At 70.4% G+C, this 21,467-nt stretch carries 20 protein-coding genes; 6 read left to right on the forward strand and 14 right to left on the reverse strand.

Annotation, left to right across the window (positions count from 1 at the left end):
• Window positions 1-52 precede the first annotated feature (52 nt).
• A complete protein-coding gene (locus ACZ4LX_RS30165) occupies window positions 53-1,351 on the forward strand; it encodes an LCP family protein (protein ID WP_467647434.1) in 1,299 nt (432 codons plus the stop codon).
• A 129-nt stretch (window positions 1,352-1,480) separates the two neighbouring features.
• Here ACZ4LX_RS30165 and ACZ4LX_RS30170 read toward each other — a convergent pair whose 3' ends face one another.
• The 3 genes from ACZ4LX_RS30170 to ACZ4LX_RS30180 form a co-directional block, all read right to left on the reverse strand.
• Window positions 1,481-2,287: a class I SAM-dependent methyltransferase gene (locus ACZ4LX_RS30170; RefSeq protein WP_467647436.1), complete on the reverse strand. Its 807-nt coding sequence runs from the start codon at window positions 2,285-2,287 to the stop codon at window positions 1,481-1,483.
• Complete coding sequence (locus ACZ4LX_RS30175) at window positions 2,284-2,760, reverse strand: hypothetical protein (RefSeq protein ID WP_467647439.1); 477 nt, start codon at window positions 2,758-2,760, stop codon at window positions 2,284-2,286. Before ACZ4LX_RS30175 ends, ACZ4LX_RS30170 begins: the two co-directional genes overlap by 4 nt.
• A 249-nt stretch (window positions 2,761-3,009) precedes the next feature.
• Window positions 3,010-3,459 (reverse strand): hypothetical protein, encoded by a 450-nt coding sequence (locus tag ACZ4LX_RS30180; protein WP_467647441.1) that lies wholly within the window; start codon window positions 3,457-3,459, stop codon window positions 3,010-3,012.
• Window positions 3,460-4,375: 916 nt separating this feature from the next.
• Between ACZ4LX_RS30180 and ACZ4LX_RS30185 the strand changes: the two genes are divergently transcribed.
• The gene (locus ACZ4LX_RS30185) at window positions 4,376-4,579 is read left to right on the forward strand and encodes a hypothetical protein (RefSeq protein WP_467647444.1); all 204 of its coding nucleotides are present in this window, start codon (window positions 4,376-4,378) and stop codon (window positions 4,577-4,579) included.
• 151 nt (window positions 4,580-4,730) lie between these two features.
• On the opposite strand, the gene ACZ4LX_RS30190 is transcribed toward ACZ4LX_RS30185, so the two are convergent.
• The gene (locus tag ACZ4LX_RS30190; RefSeq protein WP_467647448.1) at window positions 4,731-5,513 is read right to left on the reverse strand and encodes an isoprenyl transferase; all 783 of its coding nucleotides are present in this window, start codon (window positions 5,511-5,513) and stop codon (window positions 4,731-4,733) included.
• Between the two features lie 302 nt (window positions 5,514-5,815).
• Window positions 5,816-6,973: an acyl-CoA dehydrogenase family protein gene (locus ACZ4LX_RS30195; RefSeq protein WP_467647703.1), complete on the reverse strand. Its 1,158-nt coding sequence runs from the start codon at window positions 6,971-6,973 to the stop codon at window positions 5,816-5,818.
• Window positions 6,974-7,147: 174 nt separating this feature from the next.
• On the opposite strand from ACZ4LX_RS30195, the gene ACZ4LX_RS30200 reads away from it, so the two are divergent.
• Entirely contained in the window at window positions 7,148-8,491 is a 1,344-nt protein-coding gene (locus tag ACZ4LX_RS30200; protein WP_467647451.1) for a UDP-glucose dehydrogenase family protein, read from the forward strand.
• A gap of 141 nt (window positions 8,492-8,632) precedes the next feature.
• A complete protein-coding gene (locus ACZ4LX_RS30205; RefSeq protein WP_467647454.1) occupies window positions 8,633-9,004 on the forward strand; it encodes a VOC family protein in 372 nt (123 codons plus the stop codon).
• Between the two features lie 180 nt (window positions 9,005-9,184).
• Here the strand turns inward: ACZ4LX_RS30205 and ACZ4LX_RS30210 are convergent, their stop codons facing one another.
• Genes ACZ4LX_RS30210 through ACZ4LX_RS30220 form a run of 3 tightly spaced genes read right to left on the reverse strand, consistent with a single transcriptional unit; the run spans window position 9,185 to window position 12,063 of the window.
• On the reverse strand, window positions 9,185-10,381 hold the full coding sequence (locus ACZ4LX_RS30210; protein WP_467647458.1) for a dipeptidase: 1,197 nt from the start codon (window positions 10,379-10,381) through the stop codon (window positions 9,185-9,187).
• Window positions 10,382-10,387: 6 nt separating this feature from the next.
• Window positions 10,388-10,927, reverse strand: coding sequence for a 5-(carboxyamino)imidazole ribonucleotide mutase (gene purE, locus ACZ4LX_RS30215; RefSeq protein WP_467647462.1), 540 nt, complete (start codon window positions 10,925-10,927; stop codon window positions 10,388-10,390).
• The gene (locus ACZ4LX_RS30220; RefSeq protein ID WP_467647466.1) at window positions 10,924-12,063 is read right to left on the reverse strand and encodes a 5-(carboxyamino)imidazole ribonucleotide synthase; all 1,140 of its coding nucleotides are present in this window, start codon (window positions 12,061-12,063) and stop codon (window positions 10,924-10,926) included. The genes purE and ACZ4LX_RS30220 overlap by 4 nt, the downstream gene beginning before the upstream one ends.
• Window positions 12,064-12,288: 225 nt before the next feature.
• Here ACZ4LX_RS30220 and ACZ4LX_RS30225 point away from each other — a divergent pair, with 225 nt between their 5' ends.
• A complete protein-coding gene (locus ACZ4LX_RS30225; RefSeq protein ID WP_467647470.1) occupies window positions 12,289-12,882 on the forward strand; it encodes a GtrA family protein in 594 nt (197 codons plus the stop codon).
• Between the two features lie 118 nt (window positions 12,883-13,000).
• Here the strand turns inward: ACZ4LX_RS30225 and ACZ4LX_RS30230 are convergent, their stop codons facing one another.
• Both ACZ4LX_RS30230 and ACZ4LX_RS30235 read right to left on the reverse strand, forming a co-directional pair.
• On the reverse strand, window positions 13,001-14,266 hold the full coding sequence (locus ACZ4LX_RS30230; protein ID WP_467647475.1) for an ATP-binding protein: 1,266 nt from the start codon (window positions 14,264-14,266) through the stop codon (window positions 13,001-13,003).
• A gap of 15 nt (window positions 14,267-14,281) precedes the next feature.
• Window positions 14,282-14,959, reverse strand: a complete 678-nt coding sequence (locus ACZ4LX_RS30235) for a response regulator transcription factor (protein ID WP_018524728.1) — start codon at window positions 14,957-14,959, stop codon at window positions 14,282-14,284.
• A gap of 423 nt (window positions 14,960-15,382) precedes the next feature.
• Here ACZ4LX_RS30235 and ACZ4LX_RS30240 point away from each other — a divergent pair, with 423 nt between their 5' ends.
• A complete protein-coding gene (locus ACZ4LX_RS30240) occupies window positions 15,383-16,879 on the forward strand; it encodes a peptide MFS transporter (protein WP_467647483.1) in 1,497 nt (498 codons plus the stop codon).
• 79 nt (window positions 16,880-16,958) lie between these two features.
• Here the strand turns inward: ACZ4LX_RS30240 and ACZ4LX_RS30245 are convergent, their stop codons facing one another.
• The 4 genes from ACZ4LX_RS30245 to ACZ4LX_RS30260 are packed head-to-tail and all read right to left on the reverse strand — an operon-like array spanning window position 16,959 to window position 21,327.
• Entirely contained in the window at window positions 16,959-18,329 is a 1,371-nt protein-coding gene (locus ACZ4LX_RS30245) for a hypothetical protein (RefSeq protein ID WP_467647706.1), read from the reverse strand.
• A 38-nt stretch (window positions 18,330-18,367) separates the two neighbouring features.
• Window positions 18,368-19,495: a hypothetical protein gene (locus tag ACZ4LX_RS30250; protein WP_467647487.1), complete on the reverse strand. Its 1,128-nt coding sequence runs from the start codon at window positions 19,493-19,495 to the stop codon at window positions 18,368-18,370.
• Complete coding sequence (locus ACZ4LX_RS30255) at window positions 19,492-20,625, reverse strand: COG1470 family protein (RefSeq protein WP_467647491.1); 1,134 nt, start codon at window positions 20,623-20,625, stop codon at window positions 19,492-19,494. The genes ACZ4LX_RS30250 and ACZ4LX_RS30255 overlap by 4 nt, the downstream gene beginning before the upstream one ends.
• Before the next feature lie 42 nt (window positions 20,626-20,667).
• Complete coding sequence (locus tag ACZ4LX_RS30260) at window positions 20,668-21,327, reverse strand: peptidase (protein WP_467647494.1); 660 nt, start codon at window positions 21,325-21,327, stop codon at window positions 20,668-20,670.
• Window positions 21,328-21,467: the final 140 nt, after the last annotated feature.

Below are 21,467 nucleotides of genomic sequence, written 5' to 3' on the forward strand. Positions count from 1 at the left end.
ATTTCCCTCACACCCTGTAATAGCAGCGGCCCGGACCGGCACACTGGATCGCATGAACGATTGGCCCGAGGGCTGGAACGGCGACAACCGCAGCGGAAACCGCTACGGGCAGGGCAGCGCGAGCGACCGGCCCGAGAGTGCCCGATCGATGCCGCACGTCCAGCGCCGCCCCGCCCCGCCCCAGCAGCGCCCGGCGCCGCCGAGGCAGCGTCCGGTGCCGCAGCAGCCCGGCGGCTACGACGACACCCCCGACTACGACAGCGGCTACAACACGGGCCAGGTCTACGGCAGCGGGAGCGGCGGCCACGGCGGCGGCGGTCACAGCGGGCGCGGCCCCGGCGACGGCGGCTACGTGCAGGGACGTCCGGGGCCCGCGCCGGACTGGCGCCGCCGGATCAAGATCGGCGTACTGAGCCTGGTGGTCGTGGTGCTCGCCGTCTCCGTCGGTACGTACTTCTGGGCGGACTCCAAGCTGAAGCGCGAGGTCGACCTCTCCAAGGTCATCGAGCGGCCGAAGAGCGGCGACGGCACGAACTACCTGATCGTCGGCTCCGACAGCCGCGAAGGCATGACGGCCGACGACAAGAAGCGACTGCACACCGGCTCCGCCGAGGGCAAGCGGACCGACTCGATGATGATCCTGCACGACGGCTCGAACGGCCCGACGCTGGTCTCGCTGCCCCGTGACTCGAACGTCGAGATCCCCTCGTTCATCGGCTCCGAGTCGGGCAAGAGGTACGAGGGCCAGGGCCGCTTCACCAAGCTCAACGCCGCCTACGCCACGGACGGCCCCGAACTCCTCGTGCGCACCGTCGAGTTCAACACCGGGCTGCACATCGACCACTATGTCGAGATCGGCTTCGGCGGCTTCGCCAAGATCGTGGACGCGATCGGCGGGGTGGAGCTGGACATCCCCAAGGCGTTCAAGGACAAGTACTCCGGCGCCGACTTCCAGGCCGGCAAGCAGACCCTCGACGGCCAGCAGGCACTCGCCTTCGTCCGGACCCGGCACGCCTTCACCTCCGACCTGGACCGTACGAAGAACCAGCAGAAGTTCCTCGCGGCGCTGGCGAGCCAGACGGCGACGCCGTCGACGATCATCAACCCGTTCAAGCTCTACCCGACGATGGGTGCCGGGCTGGACACGCTGATCGTCGACAAGGACATGTCGCTCTGGGACCTGGGGCAGATGTTCTTCGCGATGAAGGGCGTCACGGGTGGTGACGGCGCGTCGCTGAACATCCCGATCTCCGGTTCCACCGGCGGCAACCTGGTCTGGGACAAGGCCAAGGTCAAGCAGCTGGTCGAGCAGCTCAACAACGACGAGAAGGTCACGGTCACCGGCAGCTGACCGGGACATCGCGCACCCCTCGCACGCATGCGCGCCATCGGACAGGGCCCGGACGGTCAGCTGGTCAGCTCGACCGTCCGGGCCCTGCGTCGTAGCGTCGGGGCCCTGCGTCGCACGCGCGGGCCGCGGCTACACCTTCCCGTGGGCCAGCACCGCCATGTGCGGCAGCGCCAACAGCCCGTCCTGCGCGGCGAACTCCTTGCACAGCACGTCGTACTTCAGCTTCGCCGCGGCCACCCCCTCCGGTCCGCGGCTGTTGACCAGCTGCCCGGTCGCGGCGACACCGGACGCGGAGCCGGACCACCAGTCATCGGCGTCTGCCCGGTGCTCCCAGGACAGCGAGGTGCTGCGTACGTCCCCGAGTCCGGCCGTCGTCAACAGAGCGCCCAACCCGTCCGGGTTGCGCGGGAAATTGTGTTCCTCGTCGACCATGGCCAGCCAGTCGGGCCGGGTGAGTCCGGCGGCCTCGGCGGCACGGCCGATCAGCGTCTGGCCGGGGGCGTTCGGCAGCTGCCAGATCGTGACGGCGACCCGGCCGCCCGGGCGGGTGATCCGGCGCAGTTCGACGATGGACTCCAGCGGCCGGCCCACGTGGTTGAGCACGAAGTTCGCCACAACGGCGTCGAACTCGCCGTCGGGATAAGGAAGCTGGGGCAGCGTACCGGTACGGACCTCGACTCCGGGCGCCGCCCTCCGGGTGGCCGCGGCCATGCCCGGCTCGGCGTCCACGGCCCGTACCACCGCACCGCGTCCGACGGCCGCCACCGTCACGCTGCCACTGCCGCACCCCACGTCGAGCAGCCGGGTCCCGGCCCCGACGACGGCGGCGTCCAGCAGGGCGGGGACCGTATGGGCGCAGAGGTGGGCGAAGGTACGGGCGTAACTCTCCGCCCGTCCGCCCCAGATCCGCCGCTCACTCACATCGAACGCGGTCATACGACACCTCCGGCCGGGCCTTGCGGCTCCACTTCGTCCAGGTCCTCGTGGAGCGCGCTCAGGACCCGCCCCGTCTGCTTGCCCTCGGGTGACAGTTCGACCAGACACCATCCGGGCAGCTGCGCCTCGGTCTCCGGCGGCAGTTCACCGTCCGCCGGATCGGCCAGCCCGTGGAGGAGACCGAAGGCGGTCTCCTTCGCCACCTCCCGGGCGATTTCCCCCAGTTCACCCGGTGTCAGCCCGAGACGCACCGCCCGCTCCACCGCCCCGCTCGCCGGACCCTCCTCGCGGTAGGCCGCGACCCATTCGGGAGCCGCCGCACTCCACGCGTCGATGTCCTGCCACACCATGCGCAGAAACCGGTACCGGGCCAGCTGAGGGATGTTCTCCTCGGCCTCCGAGTCGGCCCAGCCCGCGGCGTCGTCTGCCCCCAGCGCCTCGAACAGGCCGGTGAGCTTGTCGATGTCCGTCATGCACAGGGAAGGTACGCCACCGGAACGCCCCACCCGTCACTCGGTTCCACGCAAGTTACGCCACCGGGCCGTGCTCGTCACGCAGTTCGAGGGAAGGCGCGCCATCGGGCCCTGTCCGTCACCCGGTTGAACGCCGGAGTGACCACCTGGCACGGCAAGTCGCTGGGTCGAATGCGGGTTGCGCCACCGGGCCTTGACCATCGCCCGGCTGAACGCGGGGTGGGCCGACGGTCTCGCGCGCCGCCCGGTTCAGCCGAACATCGAGACGGCGATCAGCCCGACCACCACGGCGGCACACACCAGGACGGCTGTTCCCTTCCCGCGCCTGACCTTCCGGGGCCCTTGCCGCGGCCGGTCCGTCATCGGTGCGTGCGCGGCTCCCCCAGCCGCCCTCGCGCCGGCCGTCTCGGCCAGCAGGCCGCGGCAGCAGGCCGCGAGACGGGCGATGTCGCCGTCGAGGGGGACGGTGGTCTCGGCGCGGGCGGGGGCGGTGGTTCCGCCGTCCAGAATGCGCCCGGCTCGGATGCGCACCCGGCCGGACCCATGAGGGGCGAGGCTGATCCACCGGCCGGCGTCCTCACCGCGGATCACTACGGTGCCGCCCCGTTCGCGGTAGACGGTGTGCCGCCGCCAGAGCAGCTTCGCAAGCGGTACGGGAAGGTCTGCCACCGTCACCGCCTTCTGTCTGTCGTCGCTCAACGGCATGAGGCCGCCCGTCGGCCCGTGGCGCGGATGCGGGTGCGGGCGTGTGAGGCCTTCCTTCCGCGGGCCTCTGCGGCCACGGCAGTGCGTCTGTGCTGCGACCGGGATCTGCGCCCCGGTATGTGCGTGGTCAATTCGCCGGTCCTTTCGGTCCACGCCGGTCGGCGTGATCACCGCTGGATTGTAGGCGCGAGGCAACCCCGCGTGCCTGAAGGGGAATTGGGCGGCGGCAAGGTTTCCGTCGCGGTGGTCCGGAGCCACGCGTGCGCGCGGCTGCCGGTTGGCCGTGTGCCGGGCCTCGCACGGCACCCGAATCCACCGGATCGTGGACACCCACGACCCCCGGGGCCACGACCCGGTGCACCACGACGCGGCCACCCGCGACGTCTCAAGGCTTTTAAAGAACTTGGGGAAAACAACCCGACCGAACCCCACCCACCCCCGTCACTCCCGCGGGTGACAAATGGCAACTGGGCTGGATTTGAGGCGGGTTGGCTGGCATATGCTCGCCGCAACCACCACAGACACGAGACGGCCCCCGGTGAGACTGAGAATCTCGGCCGAGGGCCTGACCACGAGGAAGCAGAGACCTTCCCGATGGATACGCAGCAGGTTATCGCGCCCTCGTGCACCCGGCCCGGCACTCCCGGCACTCAAGGCGTCACGCCGCCATCCGGCGTCATCCACGTCAACGTCCGCCACACCTCCGGCTTCACCGAGATCGGCAACCACCTCGCCCAGCACCGCGAACTCTCCCTCATCGCGATCGGCCTCGCCACACACATCCAGTCACTGCCCGCCGGAGCCGAAGTCGGCATCAAGACCCTCACCGAACGCGGGCCTGGACAACCGCCAAGCCGCACAACGACGGAGGACCCTCGTGGCCGTGGACACCTCGTTCTACACATCCTTCATGTCCGAAGAAATCCGGGACGAAGGCCGAACCCAGGGCCGAGCCCAAGGGCTCCTGCTCGTCGTCGAAGCACGCGGCATCGCCCTCACCGACGAGCTCCGGGAGAAGATCAACGCCTGCACCGAGACCCGCCTGCTGAACCAGTGGCTCCAACGCGCCGCCACCGCCACCACCGCCGCCGAGGAAGTCTTCACCGAGCAGTAACGCGGCCCCAGCCGCAGGCGCCGCTGCCCGCACAGGGCAGCGACCGCCGTCGCGCAACGCCAGGACGACGACAAGCCTGGAAAGCCTCGGCTCTCCGGGGTGCCCCCACGAGCTGACCAAGGCGCGGGTGAGCCGTCGCGCGAAGGAGCGGCTATTTGCCGAATCGCCGTTGCCGACTGGCGTACGAGCGAATCGCACGCAGGAAGTCCACGCGGCGGAACGCCGGCCAGTAGCAGTCCACCCAGTGCATCTCGGCGTACGCGGACTGCCAGAGCAGGAAACCCGACAGCCGCTGCTCGCCGGAGGTCCGGATGATGAAGTCGGTGTGGTCGGCGGTCGGCGAGTAGAGGTGCCGGGAGATGTCGTCGATGTCGAACCGCTCGACCAGTTCGGCCAGGTCGCCACCGGCCGCTCGGTGTTCCTCGAAGGCACTCTTCACCGCGTCGACGATCTCCCGCCGGCCTCCGTAGCCGACCGCGATGTCCACCTTGAGCCCGCCGCGCCCGGCCGTCGCGGCAGTGGCCTGCTTGAGTGCCCGGGCGGTGGCGCCGGGCAGCAGGTCGAGCGAGCCGATCACCTGGACCTCCCACGGGCGGCCGACGGCCGTGATGTCCCGGATGGTCTCTTCGATGATCTCGATCAGCGGGCCGAGCTGTTCGGCGGGGCGCCCGAGGTTGTCGTCGGAGAGCATGAAGAGGGTCACTCGCTCGATCGCGGCGGCCTCGCACCAGTCCAGGAACTCGGTGGCCTTCGCACCACCCGCCCGGTAACCCTCCCGGAGGTCCGTGTGGCCGGCCTTCCGGGCCCAGCGCCGATTGCCGTCGAGCATGATCCCGACGTGCTGCGGGCGTGGCAGCCCCACCAGGGTGGCGGCCAGCCGACGCTCGTACACAGCCTCTATCGGCCGCCGGAGGAACAGCGGGAGCAGCTTCACCGGACCAACTCCCTCACGTCGGGCATCACTTCCGCGGACCATATCAGCGGCGTCCCGCACGTTCGCCGAGCGGCCCGGCGAAGGCGTCCGGGGCCGCCCGATACGCACACGACCGAAGCCCCCGGTGTTGGGCGAGTTCCGGGGGCTGTGGTGTCTGTGCGGGTCGGTGGCTGTTGCCGCCAGGCATCTGCGCCGGGTTCCCGGCGCGACAGCCACGAACGGCCTGGTCGGGCCGCAACGGGCAGAACGCCCAGGGCAGTCTTCCGGTCCTTCGGAACAGCTCCTGACCTTTAAATGACCTGCTAGGGAAGGTTGCGCGCCATCACGATCCGCTGGACCTGGTTCGTGCCCTCGTAGATCTGGGTGATCTTCGCATCGCGCATCATCCGCTCCACCGGGTAGTCCCGCGTGTAGCCGTAGCCGCCGAGCAGCTGGACCGCGTCCGTGGTGATCTCCATCGCGACGTCGGAGGCGAAGCACTTGGCCGCGGCACCGAAGAACGTGAGGTCGCCGTCGAGGCGCTCGGACTTGGCGGCGGCCGAATAGGTGAGCTGGCGGGCCGCCTCCAGCTTCATGGCCATGTCGGCGAGCATGAACTGAACGCCCTGGAAGTCACCGATCGGCTTGCCGAACTGCTTGCGCTCCTGGACATAGCCCTTGGCGTAGTCCAGGGCGCCCTGCGCGACACCGAGCGCCTGGGCCGCGATCGTGATGCGGGTGTGGTCCAGGGTCTTCATCGCGGTGGCGAAGCCGGTGCCCTCCTCGCCGATCATGCGGTCGGCGGGGATGCGGACGTTGTCGAAGTAGACCTCGCGGGTCGGGGAGCCCTTGATGCCGAGCTTCTTCTCCGGCGCGCCGAAGGAGACACCCTCGTCCGACTTCTCGACGACGAAGGCCGAGATGCCCTTGGAGCGCTTGGTCGGGTCGGTGACGGCCATGACCGTGTAGTACTCGGAGACGCCCGCGTTGGTGATCCAGCGCTTCACACCGTTGAGGACCCAGAAGTCGCCGTCGCGCACGGCCTTGGTCTTCATGCCGGCGGCGTCGGAACCCGCGTCCGGCTCGGAGAGCGCGTACGAGAACATCGCGTCGCCCTTGGCGAGCGGGCCCAGGTACTTCTTCTTCAGGTCCTCGGAGCCGGAGAGGATCACCGGGAGCGAGCCGAGCTTGTTCACGGCGGGGATGAGGGAGGAGGAGACGCAGGCGCGGGCCACCTCCTCGATCACGATGACCGTGGCGAGCGCGTCGGCGCCGGCACCGCCGTACTGCTCCGGTACGTGGACCGCGTGCAGATCGGCGGCGGCGAGGGCGTCCAGCGCCTCCTGCGGGAAGCGGGCCTCCTCGTCGACCGCGGCCGCGAACGGGGCGATCTTCGCCTCGGCAAGCGCACGCACCGTCTCACGGAGCATGTCGTGCTCCTCGGCCGGACGGTACAGGTCGAAATCGGTCGAACCCGCCAAGACGCTCACTCCCCAAGATGCTAACTACCGTTAAGTAACCCAATTTTAGGCGCCTGCCCCGGCAAAGGCATACGCGTGCGGGCCGTGAGCTTCACGACAGCCGCAATGGGACGTTTCAAGGGCAGGACTATGCTCGTTCACCGCACGTCTGTCCGCATCTCACTGGAGCACTACATGGCCCTCAGGATCACTGTGATCGGCACCGGCTATCTCGGCGCCACCCACGCCGCGGCCATGGCGGAGCTGGGCTTCGAGGTGCTCGGGCTCGACGTCGTGCCCGAGAAGATCGAGATGCTGTCCGCCGGCCGGGTCCCGATGTACGAACCGGGGCTGGAAGAGATCCTGAAGAAGCACGTCGCGGGCATCGAGGGCGCCACCGGACGGCTGCGGTTCACCACTTCGTGGGAAGAGGTCGCGGAATTCGGCGACGTGCATTTCGTCTGCACCAACACGCCGCAGAAGCACGGCGAGTACGCGTGCGACATGAGCTATGTCGAGAGCGCCTTCGACTCGCTGGCCCCCCTGCTGACCAGGCCCGCCCTGGTCGTCGGCAAGTCCACCGTGCCGGTCGGCTCCGCGGCCCGGCTCGCGGCCCGGCTCGCCGAGCTCGCGCCGGCGGGCGAGGGTGCCGAGCTGGCCTGGAACCCGGAGTTCCTGCGCGAGGGCTTCGCCGTCAACGACACCCTGCACCCGGACCGGATCGTGGTCGGTGTGGAGAGCGAGCGGGCCGAGAAGCTGCTGCGCGAGGTGTACGCCACACCGGTCGCGGAGGGGTCGCCGTTCGTGGTGACGGACTTCCCGACCGCCGAACTGGTGAAGACCTCCGCCAACTCCTTCCTCGCCACCAAGATCTCGTTCATCAACGCCATGGCGGAGGTCTGCGAGGCCGCCGACGGCGACGTGGTGAAGCTGGCCGAGGCGATCGGCCACGACGAACGCATCGGGAAGAAGTTCCTGCGGGCCGGCATCGGCTTCGGCGGCGGCTGCCTCCCCAAGGACATCCGCGCCTTCATGGCGCGCGCCGGTGAGCTGGGCGCCGACCAGGCACTGACCTTCCTCCGTGAGGTCGACTCCATCAACATGCGCCGCCGCGGCCACATGGTGGAGCTGGCCCGGGAGGCCGTGGGCGGCAGCTCGTTCCTCGGGAAGCGGGTCGCCGTGCTGGGCGCGACGTTCAAGCCGGACTCGGACGACGTACGCGACTCACCGGCGCTGAACGTGGCCGGGCAGATCCACCTCCAGGGCGGCCAGGTCACCGTCTTCGACCCGAAGGGCATGGCCAACGCCCGGCGGCTCTTCCCCACCCTCGGTTACGCCGACACCGCCCTGGACGCCGTACGCGGCGCGGATGTCGTACTGCACCTCACCGAGTGGCGCGAGTTCCGCGAGCTGGACCCGGCGGCACTGGGCGAGGTGGCCGACCGCCGCATCATGCTGGACGGGCGCAACGCGCTGGACCCGGCGGTGTGGCGCGAGGCCGGGTGGACCTACCGCGCGATGGGACGGCCGAAGGCCTGACCGCACCACCCGATCGCGCCACTTCTCCGGCCGTTCTCCCCGGTCCCGCGCTTCCTCGCCCCCTTCCCAGCGACCTCCCAGCCGCTTCCCTCAGCCGCTTCTCTCAGCCGACCGGTCAGTTCTGTCCGAGGAGGAAACGTCATGGCCATTGCCACCCTGGGTGCCGTCGTCCTGGAATGTCCGGATCCCATGGCCCTGGCCGGCTTCTACGCCGGGCTGCTGGGCGGAGAGATCACCGCGCGGGAGGACGCCGGCGACAACTGGGTCGACCTCATCGGCGGCTTCGGTACGCCGCTCGCCTTCCAGGGCGCGCCCGACTTCGTACCACCGCGGTGGCCGAGTACGGACGGCTCGCAGCAGTTCCACCTCGACCTGGAGGTGGAGGATCTGGACGCGGCGGAGCGGGAAGCGCTTGCGCTGGGCGCGACGGTGCTGGACGCGGCGGACCGGGAGCGGACCTTCCGGGTGTACGCCGATCCGGCGGGGCACCCGTTCTGCCTCTGCGCCGGCTAGAGACGGGCACCCGCCCATGCGCCGGCTGGAGACCGGGCACCCGTTCTGCCCTCCGCACCCGCTGAAGACGGGCATCCGTCACCTCTCCGCACCGCCGGAGAGGTGACGCCCCGGCCGGGATCCGGCCGCCGGGGCGTCCAGCCGCTCGATCGTGGCGTGGGCGTGGGCGTGGGACGGGATTCAGACCGCCGGGGCGTCCAGCTGCTCGATCGTCGCGTGGGACGGGCCTCGGCGGGTGCGCAGGTCCCGGGCCACGTCCTCGGCGGCGCGCAGGACCCGTACCGCGTTCTGCCAGGTGAGCTTGGCGAGATCCGCGGTGGACCAGCCTCGGCCGATGAGCTCCGCGATCAGGTTCGGGTAGCCGGCGACGCTCTCCAGCCCCCGCGGGAGGAACGCGGTGCCGTCGTAGTCGCCGCCGATGCCGATGTGCTCGATGCCCGCGACCTCGCGCATGTGGTCGAGATGGTCGGCGATCGTGGCCACGGTCGCCATCGGGCGGGGGTTCGCCGCCTCGAACGCGGTGTGGACCTCCCTCCCGCGCTCGGTGGTGTCCAGGTGGTGCAGCCCGTGGGCGCGCATGTTCTCGTCCGCCGCCACTGTCCAGGCGACGGCCTCCGGCAGGACGAACTTCGGTACGAACGTCACCATCGCGATGCCCCCGTTGGCCGGAAGCTGCGCGAGGACGTCGTCGGGGACGTTGCGCGGGTGGTCGCAGATCGCCCGCGAGGAGGAGTGCGAGAAGATCACCGGCGCGGCCGAGGTGGCGAGCGCGTCGCGCATCGTCGTCGCCGCGACGTGCGAGAGGTCCACCAGCATGCCGGTGCGGTTCATCTCCCGTACGACCTCGTGGCCGAACGGGGAGAGGCCGCCGACGCCCGGGGCGTCCGTGGCCGAGTCCGCCCAGGCGATGTTGTCGTTGTGGGTCAGCGTCATGTAGCGGACGCCGAGGGCGTACAGGGCGCGCAGGGTGCCCAGCGAGTTGTGGATGGAGTGGCCGCCCTCGGCCCCCATCAGGGAGGCGATCCGGCCCTCGGAGCGGGCCGTCTCCATGTCGTCGGCCGTCAGGGCGCGACGCAGGTCGGCGGGGTGGCGCTCCAGCAGTTCGGCGACCGCGTCGATCTGTTCCAGGGTGGCGCTGACGGCGTTGTCGCCCGCCATGTCGGAGCGTACGTACACGGACCAGAACTGGGCTCCGACTCCCCCGGCGCGCAGCCGGGGGATGTCGGTGTGCAGGTGGGCCGACTGGTCGGTGGCGATGTCGCGGGCGTCGAGGTCGTAGTTGACCTGTTCACGCAGTGCCCACGGCAGGTCGTTGTGGCCGTCGACGACGGGGTACTCGGCGAGGAGTTCCCGGGCCTGTTCCAGTCGGTCCGTCACTGTTCCCTACTTTCCGAAGCCGAAGGAGTCGGGGTTTCCGACCTTGCCGCGCAGGCGCTTGCCCTTCTCGGTGGCCTGGTCGTTCAGGTCCGAGAGGAAGTCGGTCATACGGGTCCGCAGCTCGTCGTCGTGCGCGGCGAGGATACGGACGGCGAGCAGGCCCGCGTTGCGCGCGCCCGCGATGGAAACGGTGGCGACCGGGATACCGGCCGGCATCTGGACGATGGACATGAGGCTGTCCATGCCGTCCAGGTACTTCAGCGGGACCGGCACACCGATGACGGGCAGCGGGGTGACCGAGGCGAGCATGCCCGGCAGATGGGCGGCGCCGCCCGCTCCGGCGATGATCGCCCGGAGGCCGCGGCCGGCGGCCTCCTCGCCGTACGCGATCATCTCGCGCGGCATGCGGTGGGCGGAGACGACGTCGACCTCGTAGGGGATCTCGAACTCGTCGAGGGCCTTGGCCGCCGCTTCCATGACGGGCCAGTCGGAGTCCGAGCCCATGACGATGCCGACGACCGGCGCGGTGGAGGCGGGGGAAGTCATTCGGTGATCGTTCCTCGCAGGTAGTCGGCCGCGTGCCGGGCGCGCTCGCGCACGTCCGCCAGATCGTCGCCGTAGGTGTTGACATGACCCACCTTGCGGCCGGGCTTCACGTCCTTGCCGTACATGTGGATCTTGAGCTGCGGGTCGCGGGCCATGCAGTGCAGGTACGCCTGGTACATGTCCGGGAAGTCGCCGCCCAGCACGTTGGACATGACCGTCCAGGTGGCGCGCGGGCGCGGGTCACCGAGCGGGAGGTCGAGGACGGCCCGGACGTGGTTGGCGAACTGCGAGGTGATCGCGCCGTCCTGGGTCCAGTGGCCGGAGTTGTGCGGACGCATCGCCAGTTCGTTGACGAGGATCTGCCCGTCGCGGGTCTCGAAGAGTTCCACGGCGAGGTGACCGACGACGCCGAGCTCGGCGGCGATACGGAGGGCGAGCTGCTGGGCCTCACCGGCGAGCTTCTCGCTCAGCTCGGGGGCCGGGGCGATGACCGTGTCGCAGACACCGTCGACCTGGATCGACTCGACGACCGGGTAGGCGACGGCCTGGCCGTGCGGCGAGCGGACGATGTTGGCCGCCAGCTCCCGTACGAAGTCGACCTTCTCCTCGGCGAGGACGGGGACGCCCGCCCGGAAGGGCTCGGCCGCGTCCGCCTCGGAGCGGACCACCCAGACGCCCTTGCCGTCGTAGCCGCCGCGCACGGTCTTGAGGATGACCGGGAAGCCTCCCGCCTCCTCGGCGAAGGCCGCGGCGTCGGCCGGGTCCTCCACGATGCGGTGGCGGGGGCAGGGCGCGCCGATCTCGGTGAGCTTGGCGCGCATCACCCCCTTGTCCTGGGCGTGCACCAGGGCGTCGGGGCCGGGGCGCACGGGGATGCCGTCCGCCTCCAGGGCCCGCAGGTGCTCGGTGGGCACGTGCTCGTGATCGAAGGTGATCACGTCACAGCCGCGCGCGAAGGCGCGCAGCGTGTCCAGGTCGCGATAGTCGCCGACGACGACTTCGCTCACCACCTGGGCCGCCGAGTCCTGAGCGGTGTCACTGAGGAGCTTGAACTTGATGCCGAGGGGGATGCCCGCCTCGTGGGTCATACGGGCGAGCTGACCGCCACCGACCATGCCGACTACCGGAAACGTCACTCCTCCAGGGTATCCGCACCGTCCAGGGCGTCCCGACGATGCCCTGTTCGATGCCTTTTTCGATGCCCTGCCCGTGCCCGGCGGAGGGGCCGGGAAAGGGGCTCCGGGTGTCACGGCCTCGCCACACCCGTCCCCGTACTCACAGGCGGCCGGCGGGCCGCCTGGTTAGCATGGCTGGGTTGACGGAACCTGAAGCCGAACCGACAGACGGGCTGAGCGATCACCATGAGCGAACGGGGCGCACTGCGGGCCCGGCTGGATCTGCTGGCCCGGGAGGTCGCCAAGTTCGGCGTGGTCGGCGCGTTCGGCCTGGTCGTCAATATCGCCGTATCCAACCTGCTATGGCGCTACACGGACATTCCGACGGTGCGGGCGGGTCTGCTGGCGACGGTCGTCGCGATCCTCTGCAACTACGTCGGCTTCCGCTACTGGACGTACCGGGACCGCGACAAGAGCGGCCGGACGCGGGAGCTGACGCTGTTCCTGCTGTTCAGCGCGGTGGGTGCGGTCATCGAGACCGGGGTGCTGTACGCGGCGACGTACGGCTTCGGCTGGAACAGCCCGGTCCAGAGCAATGTCTTCAAGATCCTCGGCATCGGCATCGCGACGCTGTTCCGCTTCTGGTCCTACCGGACGTGGGTCTTCAGGGCGCTGCCTGACAAAGACGTGAGCGTGAGCTCCGACGAGGACGTGGCTGTGGCCGTGGCCCCCGGCGAGGCCGTGGCCGTGAGCACGGACGACGCGGCGCGGGCGGCCCGAACCACCGTTTCCGTGCCCGCGCCGGCGGCGCGGGTCGAGGCCGATACGGCCCGCACCTAGCGGGTCCGGGTCACCTCGTACGGCCCGCACCCAGCGGGCCCGGGTCACCCCACCGGGCGCTCCGGCACTTCCGAGTCCGCGTCACCTCACCGGGCGCTCCGGCACTTCCGAGTCCGCGTCACCTCACCGGGCGCTCCGGTGCCTTTCTGTCCAGAGCCACCTGGCTGAGGAACAGCGCGAAGACCGGTGGCTGCTGCTGGAGCAGTTCGAGGCGGCCGCCGTCCGCCTCCGCCAGGTCCCGGGCCACCGCGAGGCCGATGCCCGTGGAGTTGCGGCCGCTGATGGTCCGCTCGAAGATCCGCGCGCCCAGGTCGGCGGGGACCCCGGGGCCCTCGTCCGTGACCTCGATGACCGCCTGATTCCCGGTGACCCTGGTGCGCAGCGCGACCGTACCGCCGCCGTGCATGAGTGAGTTCTCGATCAGCGCGGCCAGCACCTGCGCGACCGCGCCCGGTGTGCCGACAGCGCTCAGCCCGTGCTTGCCCGAGCAGACGATGGCCCGTCCCTCGCTGCGGTAGGCCGGGCGCCACTCCTCGATCTGCTGCTTGACGATCTCGTCGAGGTCGAAGACGACGGCGGAGCCGGTACGCGGGTCCCGGGCGTTGGTCAGCAGCCGCTGGACCACGTCCGTGAGCCGCTCGACCTGGGTGAGGGCGATGTTCGCCTCCTCCTTCACCGTCTCCGGGTCGTCGGTGACGGAGATCTCCTCGATCCGCATGGTGAGCGCGGTGAGCGGCGTACGGAGCTGGTGGGAGGCGTCGGCGGCGAGCCGGCGTTCCGCGGTCAGCATCCGGGCGATGCGTTCGGCGGAGGCGTCCAGGACGTCGGCGACCCGGTCCAGCTCCGGCACCCCGTACCGCTTGTGGCGCGGGCGCGGGTCGCCCGAACCCAGGCGCTCGGCGGTCTCGGCGAGGTCGGTGAGCGGGGAGGTCAGCTTGTTGGCCTGGCGGACGGCCAGGAGCACGGCGGAGACGATGGCGAGCAGCGCCACCGCACCGATGATCATCAGCGTGCGGCCGACCTCGCGGGTGACGGCGGAGCGGGACTCCTCGACGGTGACCGTCTCTCCGTGCTCGCCCCTCTCCGTGGCGCTGATCACGCTGCCGCTGGGGCGTTCGCCGACCTCGATGGGGGCGCGGCCGTCCATCTTGACCAGGGCGTAGCGCTGGTCGTCGATCTGTTCCTCCAGCACGCCGGGGTTGATCCGCTCGGCGCCCAGAAGGCGGCTCTCGATCACACTGATCAGCCGCAGCGCCTCGGAGTCGACGCTCTCCTGGGCGCTGCTGCTGATGGTGCGGGTCTCGACGATGACGAGGGAGACGCCGAAGACGGCGATCACCACGAGCACCACGGCGAGGGTGGAGTTGATCAGGCGTCGGCGCATGACTGCTTCTGTACGTCAGCTCTTCTCGAAGCGGAAGCCGACGCCCCGGACGGTGGCGATGTAACGGGGGTTGGCGGCGTCGTCACCGAGCTTCTTGCGGAGCCAGGAGATGTGCATGTCGAGGGTCTTGGTGGACGACCACCAGGTGGTGTCCCAGACCTCGCGCATCAGCTGGTCGCGGGTGACGACCCGGCCCGCGTCCCGGACCAGGACCCGCAGCAGGTCGAACTCCTTGGCGGTGAGCTGTAGTTCCTCGTCGCCCATCCAGGCCCGGTGCGACTCGACGTCGATCCGGACGCCGTGGGTGGCGGGCTGCGGGGCGGGCTCGGTGGCGCCTCGGCGCAGCAGGGCCCGGACCCGGGCCAGGAGCTCGGCCAGCCGGAAGGGCTTGGTGACGTAGTCGTCCGCGCCGGCGTCGAGGCCGACGACCGTGTCCACCTCGTCGGCGCGGGCGGTGAGCACCAGGACCGGCACAGTGTGGCCCTCGGCACGGAGCCGGCGGGCGACTTCGAGGCCGTCCATCCCGGGCAGCCCCAGGTCGAGCACGACCAGGTCGATACCGCCCTGGAGGCCGGCGTCGAGAGCGGTCGGGCCGTCTTCGCGGACCTCGACCTCGTAACCCTCCCGGCGCAGGGCGCGGGCCAGAGGCTCCGAGATGGATGCGTCGTCCTCGGCGAGCAGTACACGGGTCATGCAGTGATGGTAGTCCGCGCAGGCGACAAGGAGTGAGGTGATCCGAAAGCCCTTCGGGTCAGCGATCCAGGAACACCTGGACCTTCGAATATGGGAGTGTGATTGCACTTGAACCTGTGATCCATCTCTCAAGTCCTTTTATATCGCTCTCTATCGTGCCGTATGGTGTTTGGACGCCTGTTGTACTACTCAAGGACCCTTGGGCAGCTATTAGCGCCCGGGGTCTTTTCTGTGTGCGGGGCTGGTACCCGCCAGTCCGGATTTTTCAGTGAATGACCTGTGGGCCGGGCCCGGACCGCCGATGAGGGCGCCCGGGTGTGGATCCCGGCACGGTGGGCGTACCCGTGCCGGTGCCGGCCTCCCCCCACCCGGGCGCGCACCGCTCACGAGCAGCTACGCGTCCCGAGCAAGCAAGGATCGATCATGGCGTCCAGCCTGACGAAGGACCCGGCAAGCACCGCGAGTGGCGAGAAGACCTTCTTCGGCCACCCCCGCGGTCTGGCCACTCTCTTCATGACCGAGATGTGGGAGCGTTACAGCTTCTACGGCATGAAGGCTCTGCTCCCGCTGTACCTGATCGCGCCCGGCGGCATGCACATGAACGCCACCACGGCGACGGCGATCTACTCCGCCTACATGGCGATGGTCTACCTGCTCGCCATGCCCGGCGGCTGGATGGCCGACCGCCTCTGGGGGCCGCGCAGGACGGTCGCCATCGGCGGTGGTGTCGTCATCCTGGGCCACATCACGCTCGCGGTGCCCAACTCGGCGACCTTCTTCGCCGGCCTCGCCCTCGTCGCGCTCGGCTCCGGGCTGCTGAAGGCGAACATCTCCACGATGGTCGGCCACCTCTACAAGGGTCCGGAGGATCCGCGCCGCGACGGTGGGTTCACGCTCTTCTACATCGGCATCAACATCGGCGCCTTCCTCGCCCCGCTGTCCATCGGCACCGTCGGCGAGAAGGTCAACTGGCACTTCGGCTTCGCGCTGGCCGCGATCGGCATGGCCCTGGGGCTCGCCCAGTTCCTGCTCGGCACCCGCCACCTGAGCCCGGAGAGCGACGTCGTCGCCACCCCGGCGACGGAGCAGGAGAAGCGCTCCGCCCTGCGCAAGGGCATGATCTGGCTGATCGTCGCGGTGGTCTTCTACGGCCTGCTCGCCGCCACCGGCAACTTCTCCGACTGGGCCACGGTGCCGCTCAGCATCGTCGGACTGGTCATCCCGGTCACGGTCCTGGTGCGCATGAAGCGCGACAAGGAGCTGACGAACACCGAGCAGTCCAAGCTGTCGGGCTACATCTGGTTCTTCGTGGTCGCCGCCGTCTTCTGGATGCTCTACGACCAGAACGGCTCGACCCTGTCGATCTTCGGTGAGAACTCGACGACGAACCACCTGCTCGGGTTCGACTTCCCCACGTCCTGGTACCAGTCGCTGAACCCGATCTTCATCATGGCGCTGGCCCCCGTGCTCGCTTCCGGGTGGCTGTGGCTGAACAAGCGCGGCAAGGAGCCGAGCACCGCCGTCAAGTTCGCCTCCAGCCTCGTGCTGATCGGCGTCTCCTTCGTCGTCTTCCTGATCCCGCTGATCGACACCGCCTCCAACGGCGGCAAGGTCAGCCCGATGTGGCTGGTGTCGATCTACTTCATCCAGACGGTCGCCGAGCTCTGCCTCTCCCCGGTCGGCCTGTCGGTCACCACGAAGATGGCCCCGGCGAAGTACAGCTCCCAGATGATGGGTGTCTGGTTCCTCGCGGTCACCGCGGGCGACTCCCTCACCGGTCTGCTGACGTCCACGCCGGTCGGTGTCGACCTGGACACCACGGGGGCCGTCGCCTTCGAGGCGGTCCTCGCGGTCATCGCCGGTGTCGGCATCTGGATGTACCGCAAGAAGGTCACGCAGCACATGGGCGACGTGCACTGACCCTTCGGTTCCGCGCGCAGGGGCCGCCGCACCGCTTCCACGGTGCGGCGGCCCCTTCCGTGTGCGTACGCGCCTCAGCTCACCGGCCCGAGCGCAACCGGCGCCACGGGGTGAACGTGAACACGGCGCCGCCCAGCAGGATCGCCGTGCCGGCGACCAGGCCGAGGGCGCGCAGGGCGCCGTTGTCCTCGGCACCGGTGGCCGCGAGCCCGCCGCCGGACGCCGTACCGCCGCCGGCCGCCCCCGCTCCGCCGGAGCCGGCGGTGTCACCTCCGGAGGCACCGCCTTCCTGGGCGGTGGTGTCGAGTTCGAGTGACGCCTTGGTCCCGCTCTTGGCCGTGCACGGAATCTTCATCTTCGCGGTGCCCAGCGTGACGTCGATCGTCAGATTGCCGGGAGTAAGGGTGGACTTGCCGGAGGCACCCGGCTTGTACGTGCCGGTCATGTCGGGCAGATCGACCGGCCCGCCCGCCTCCAGGGCCTTGGGGTTCCCCGGCCCGGTGACGGTGACGGATCCCTTGTCGGCGCCGCCGATGACGATCTGCATGGACGGTTTGAGCGCGCCCGCGGGCAGAGCGGCCGGGCTGTCCATCACACCCTTGGCGGTCTTGACCGTGAGCGCATAGCTCCCGCCGCTCTTCTTGGCGTTGATCGTCACCTTGGAGGCGATGTCCTTCACCGGGCTCGGCGGTTGACAGGCGAAGTTCACGACGACTTCCTTGCCCGGAAAGTCCGTGGCACCGCCGGATCCCCCGGTGGAACCGCCGGTGTCCGAGCCACCGGCGGTCGTGCCACCGGCGGTCGTCCCGCCGCTGGTCGTTCCGCCGGCCGCGGCGCCACCGGCCGTGGTGCCGCCCGCGGTCGTACCACCGGCCGTCGTGCCACCCGCAGTCGTTCCACCGGCCGTCGTACCACCGGCCGTCGTGCCGCCTGTGGTGGATCCGCCGCCGTCCGTGACCTTGATCGTCGCGCCCGGCTGGACCGTCTCCTTCGGAGTGCACTTGGTGTCGGTGGAGAGCGGCTTGGAGACGTTGAGGTTGTACGCGTCCGGCGTCAGCGTCAGGTCACCCGCCTTCTCCAGCTTCAGCGAGCCCTTCATGTCCGACATGATCATCGGACTGTTCCTGGGGATCGCCGGGTTCTCCCTCGGCCCCTCCATCTTCAGGTCGCCGGTCGCGGCGCCGCCGAGCTTGACCGTGCCGGTCGGCTTGACGGTGTCCTTGTCGAGATCGAGGACATCGGGGTTGTCGGAGGCGCCCTGGAGCGTCTTCCACACGATCTCGACGGTGTCCCCGACCTTGGCCTCGGCCGGTGCGGTCAGCTGCACCTTGGTGGTGCCCTGGACGGGCGGCAGTCCGGAGATGGCCGGGGGTATGCACTCCGTCTTGTACGAGATGTCGGCGGCCTGGGCAGGGCTCGCGGCCAGCAGCATGCCCGCCCCGCCGATCATCATCGCGACTCCCGCCGCGACCGTCCTGCGTTGCGTACTCACGAATGTCCCTTCGTCGTCGGTCTGTGCTCTGACGGTGCGGAATCAGGGGTGAACCACGGCAGCGCGGCCGTGGTCGTACGCGCGGGCGGTGCCGGGCCCTCGGCCGGGGCCGGGGCACGCCGCAGCTTCGGGAGCCTCACGGTCACCCCGGAGCGCGGGGACGGACGCCGCCCCCGCCGGCCCCCGGCGTGCCCGGGGCGCGGCCGTACCTTGTCGACGACCGCCATGCCGATACGGAACACGGCCGCGGGCACGACGAGGCAGAGCAGGATCCAGAAGAGCGTCACGCCCCAGGGGCGGCCGACCCCCCACGGCTGCTCGGCCAGCACCTTCGTGCCGTACTTCAGTGAGATCTGGTAGTCGCCGTGGGCGCCCGCCGTCAGCTCGACGGGCAGTTCGATACGGGCCTTGCGGCCGGGCTCGACGGTCCCCCGCCACTGCTGCTCCTCCCACTGCGGCGAGTAGACGCCGTGCGCGGTGCCGACCCGGAAGACCGGGTCCTCGACCGGCGCGGAGCCCAGATTGCCGACCGTGAACACGAGGCGGCGCGAGGGCGGGGCGCCGAACCAGGTGAGGATCCCGCTGTCGCCCTCCAGCCGGGTGGCCGCGAGGACGGCGAGCTTGCCCTCACCCGTCTGCTTCGGCAGCGCGGCGACAGGGTGTCCGGCGACCACGAACACCGCGTCGGCGAGGGCCTGTTCACCGGTGACCGTGGCGACATGGACCACGCAGGGGCAGGGCGCGGGCGGCTCGGCCACCGGCAGCTTCTTCGAGAAGGCACCCTTCTTGTCGGTGGTGACGGCGCGGCCCTCCGCGTTGGCACAGGAGTTGGTGCCGCCGATCACGCCCCGGGCCGGGGTGGACTGCCCGCAGATCAGCATCATGAGCAGGGTGTCGGGCCGCCAGCCCTTGCCCCTGACGGTGATCTCGCCGCCCTTGCCCGCCTGCTTCTGCGAGAGCGTGACCACCGGTTCCGGGTCCGCCGCACTCCGGCTCCCGGCCACGGCCCCGGTCGCGGTCAGCAGCAGGGCGGGCAGTATCGCGGCCAGCAGTACGGCGAGCAGCACGCCCGCCCGCCCGCGGCGCTCGCTCCGGAAAGCCGCCGGTCCGGTCCATCCAGTCACGATTCCGCTCCCGCCTTCACCAGGTGCCTCTCGTCGGAGTGCTGTTGAGGATCCGGAGCCGGGCCGGCCCCGTCGTCACATGTGCCCCGCCGCGCCGCCCGCCCGCGCCGGAGGCCGTACACACCGGCGGCGACGGCGCCCAGGAGGAGCAGCGTGCCGCCGGTCACCGGGACCCACGGCACGAAGGCCGCCGAGGCGGTCGCCTCGTCGTGCGCCCCGCCCGCCGCCGTCACGCGCAGCCGTACGGTGACGGAGTCCAGGGCGGGGGCGTCCCGCCACGGTTCGGTGAGCCGCACCCGCTGACCGGGCAGCAGTTCCACGGGCAGGGTGCGGGCGCCACGCCGCAGCAGGGTCCCGAACATCCCGTCCGCGCTGACGGACAGGCGCGGCACGAGGACCGCGTTGCCCCGGTTGACCAGCGCGTAGTGGATGGCGCCGCCGCTCACCGTCACGTCCTCCACCGTGAGCGCGGCCAGCGTCGGCCCGCCGACCCGCAGCTGGACCCGTACGCCCACCGAGCGGCCGCCGCTCTCGGCGACGATCGCGCCGGGGTGGTCACCGGGCCGCGCGTCCTCGGGCACGGTGAAGGAGACCGGCACGTCGGCACGGGTCCGGCCCGGCACCGTCACCTCCTTCCCCGCCGTCCGCAGCCAGGCCCCCGTCCCGGTGGAGCCGTGCGCGCCGCGCACCGCGAATCCGCCGTTCCCCGTGTTGTACGCGTCGGCACCGCGCAGCCGTACGGTGACCGGGTCCGGCCCCGGGTTGGTGACCGAGAGCCGGTCCTCCAGAACGCTGCCGGGCAGGCCCTCCAGGTAGAAGTACGGCCTGTCCTCCCCCCGCCCCGGCCCGCCCACCGCAGGCCCTGCCGTCCAGGCGGCACCCGCCGGCTGCTCGGTGGCACCGGCCGGTGCCACCAGGGCGGCGGCGCACCACAGGGCGGCGAGCAGCGGCAGCGCACGGGCCAGCCGCCGCACGGCGGACGGCCGTACGACGACAGGCCGCGCGACGACGGACCGTGCGGCGACGAACTCCGGGACAGCGGACTCCGGAACAGCAGGCCCTGCGCTGACGGGCCCCGGGGCGACGGGCCGCAGGGCGGGGCGGGTGGCGTGACCGGTCAAGGGCGGCATGGGCGGCTCCCTGGTGCGTGACGGCTGCGGATCGCGCGGGGATCAGCCCGTGGCCCGCTGCCCTCGCCTGGTCAGCCACAGCACACCGGCCGCCCCGGTCAGCAGCACCGTGCCGCCGAGGGTGCCGAGCGCCACCGCCGAGTCCAGGGGGCCGGTCTTGGGCAGCGATGTGGAGCCACCGCTCGTACCGCCGCCCGCCGCGGTGACGTCGAGGGAGAGCGAGGGACCCGGGTTGTTCGACGGGGTGCAGGTCGTCGTCGTACCGAGTGCCTTGATGGTGAGCACACCGGCGGTGAAGTCGACCTTGCCGCTCTCCTTCGGGGTGTACGTCCCCGACAGATCGTTGATCTTGATGGGGCTGTTGGCGGGGATGGCCTCGGCGTTGGCCGGACCCGACACCTGGACCTGTCCGGGGTCGGCGCCGCCGACCTTGATCACCGCGCTGGGGTTCATCGCTCCCTTGCCCAGTTCGACCGGGCTGGAGGAGACCCCCTTCTGGAAGGACATGGTGAGCTTGTAGCCGCTGCCGCTCTTGACGCTCTTTATGTCGATGGGCGAGACGGCGGCCTTGTCACCGATCGGGGTCTTGCACTTGTAGTTGACGTCGACGACCGTCGCGTGGGCGGCGGGCGCGGCCAGCAGCACCACCGCGCCCGCCAGCCCTGACGCCAGCGCGAGAGCTGTTCGCTTCTGGTACGACACCTCTGGTTCCCCTCATGCCGGGAGTCGCCGGGCGCCGCCTCGTGCGGCACATATAACTGACGACACATCAGATTGGGCGCTCAAGGTACGCCCGGGGCCTTGTGGAGGGAAGACAAAGAGCGCGCCGATCCGGCGCGCTC

Source organism: Streptomyces sp. NPDC026062 (assembly GCF_055568375.1).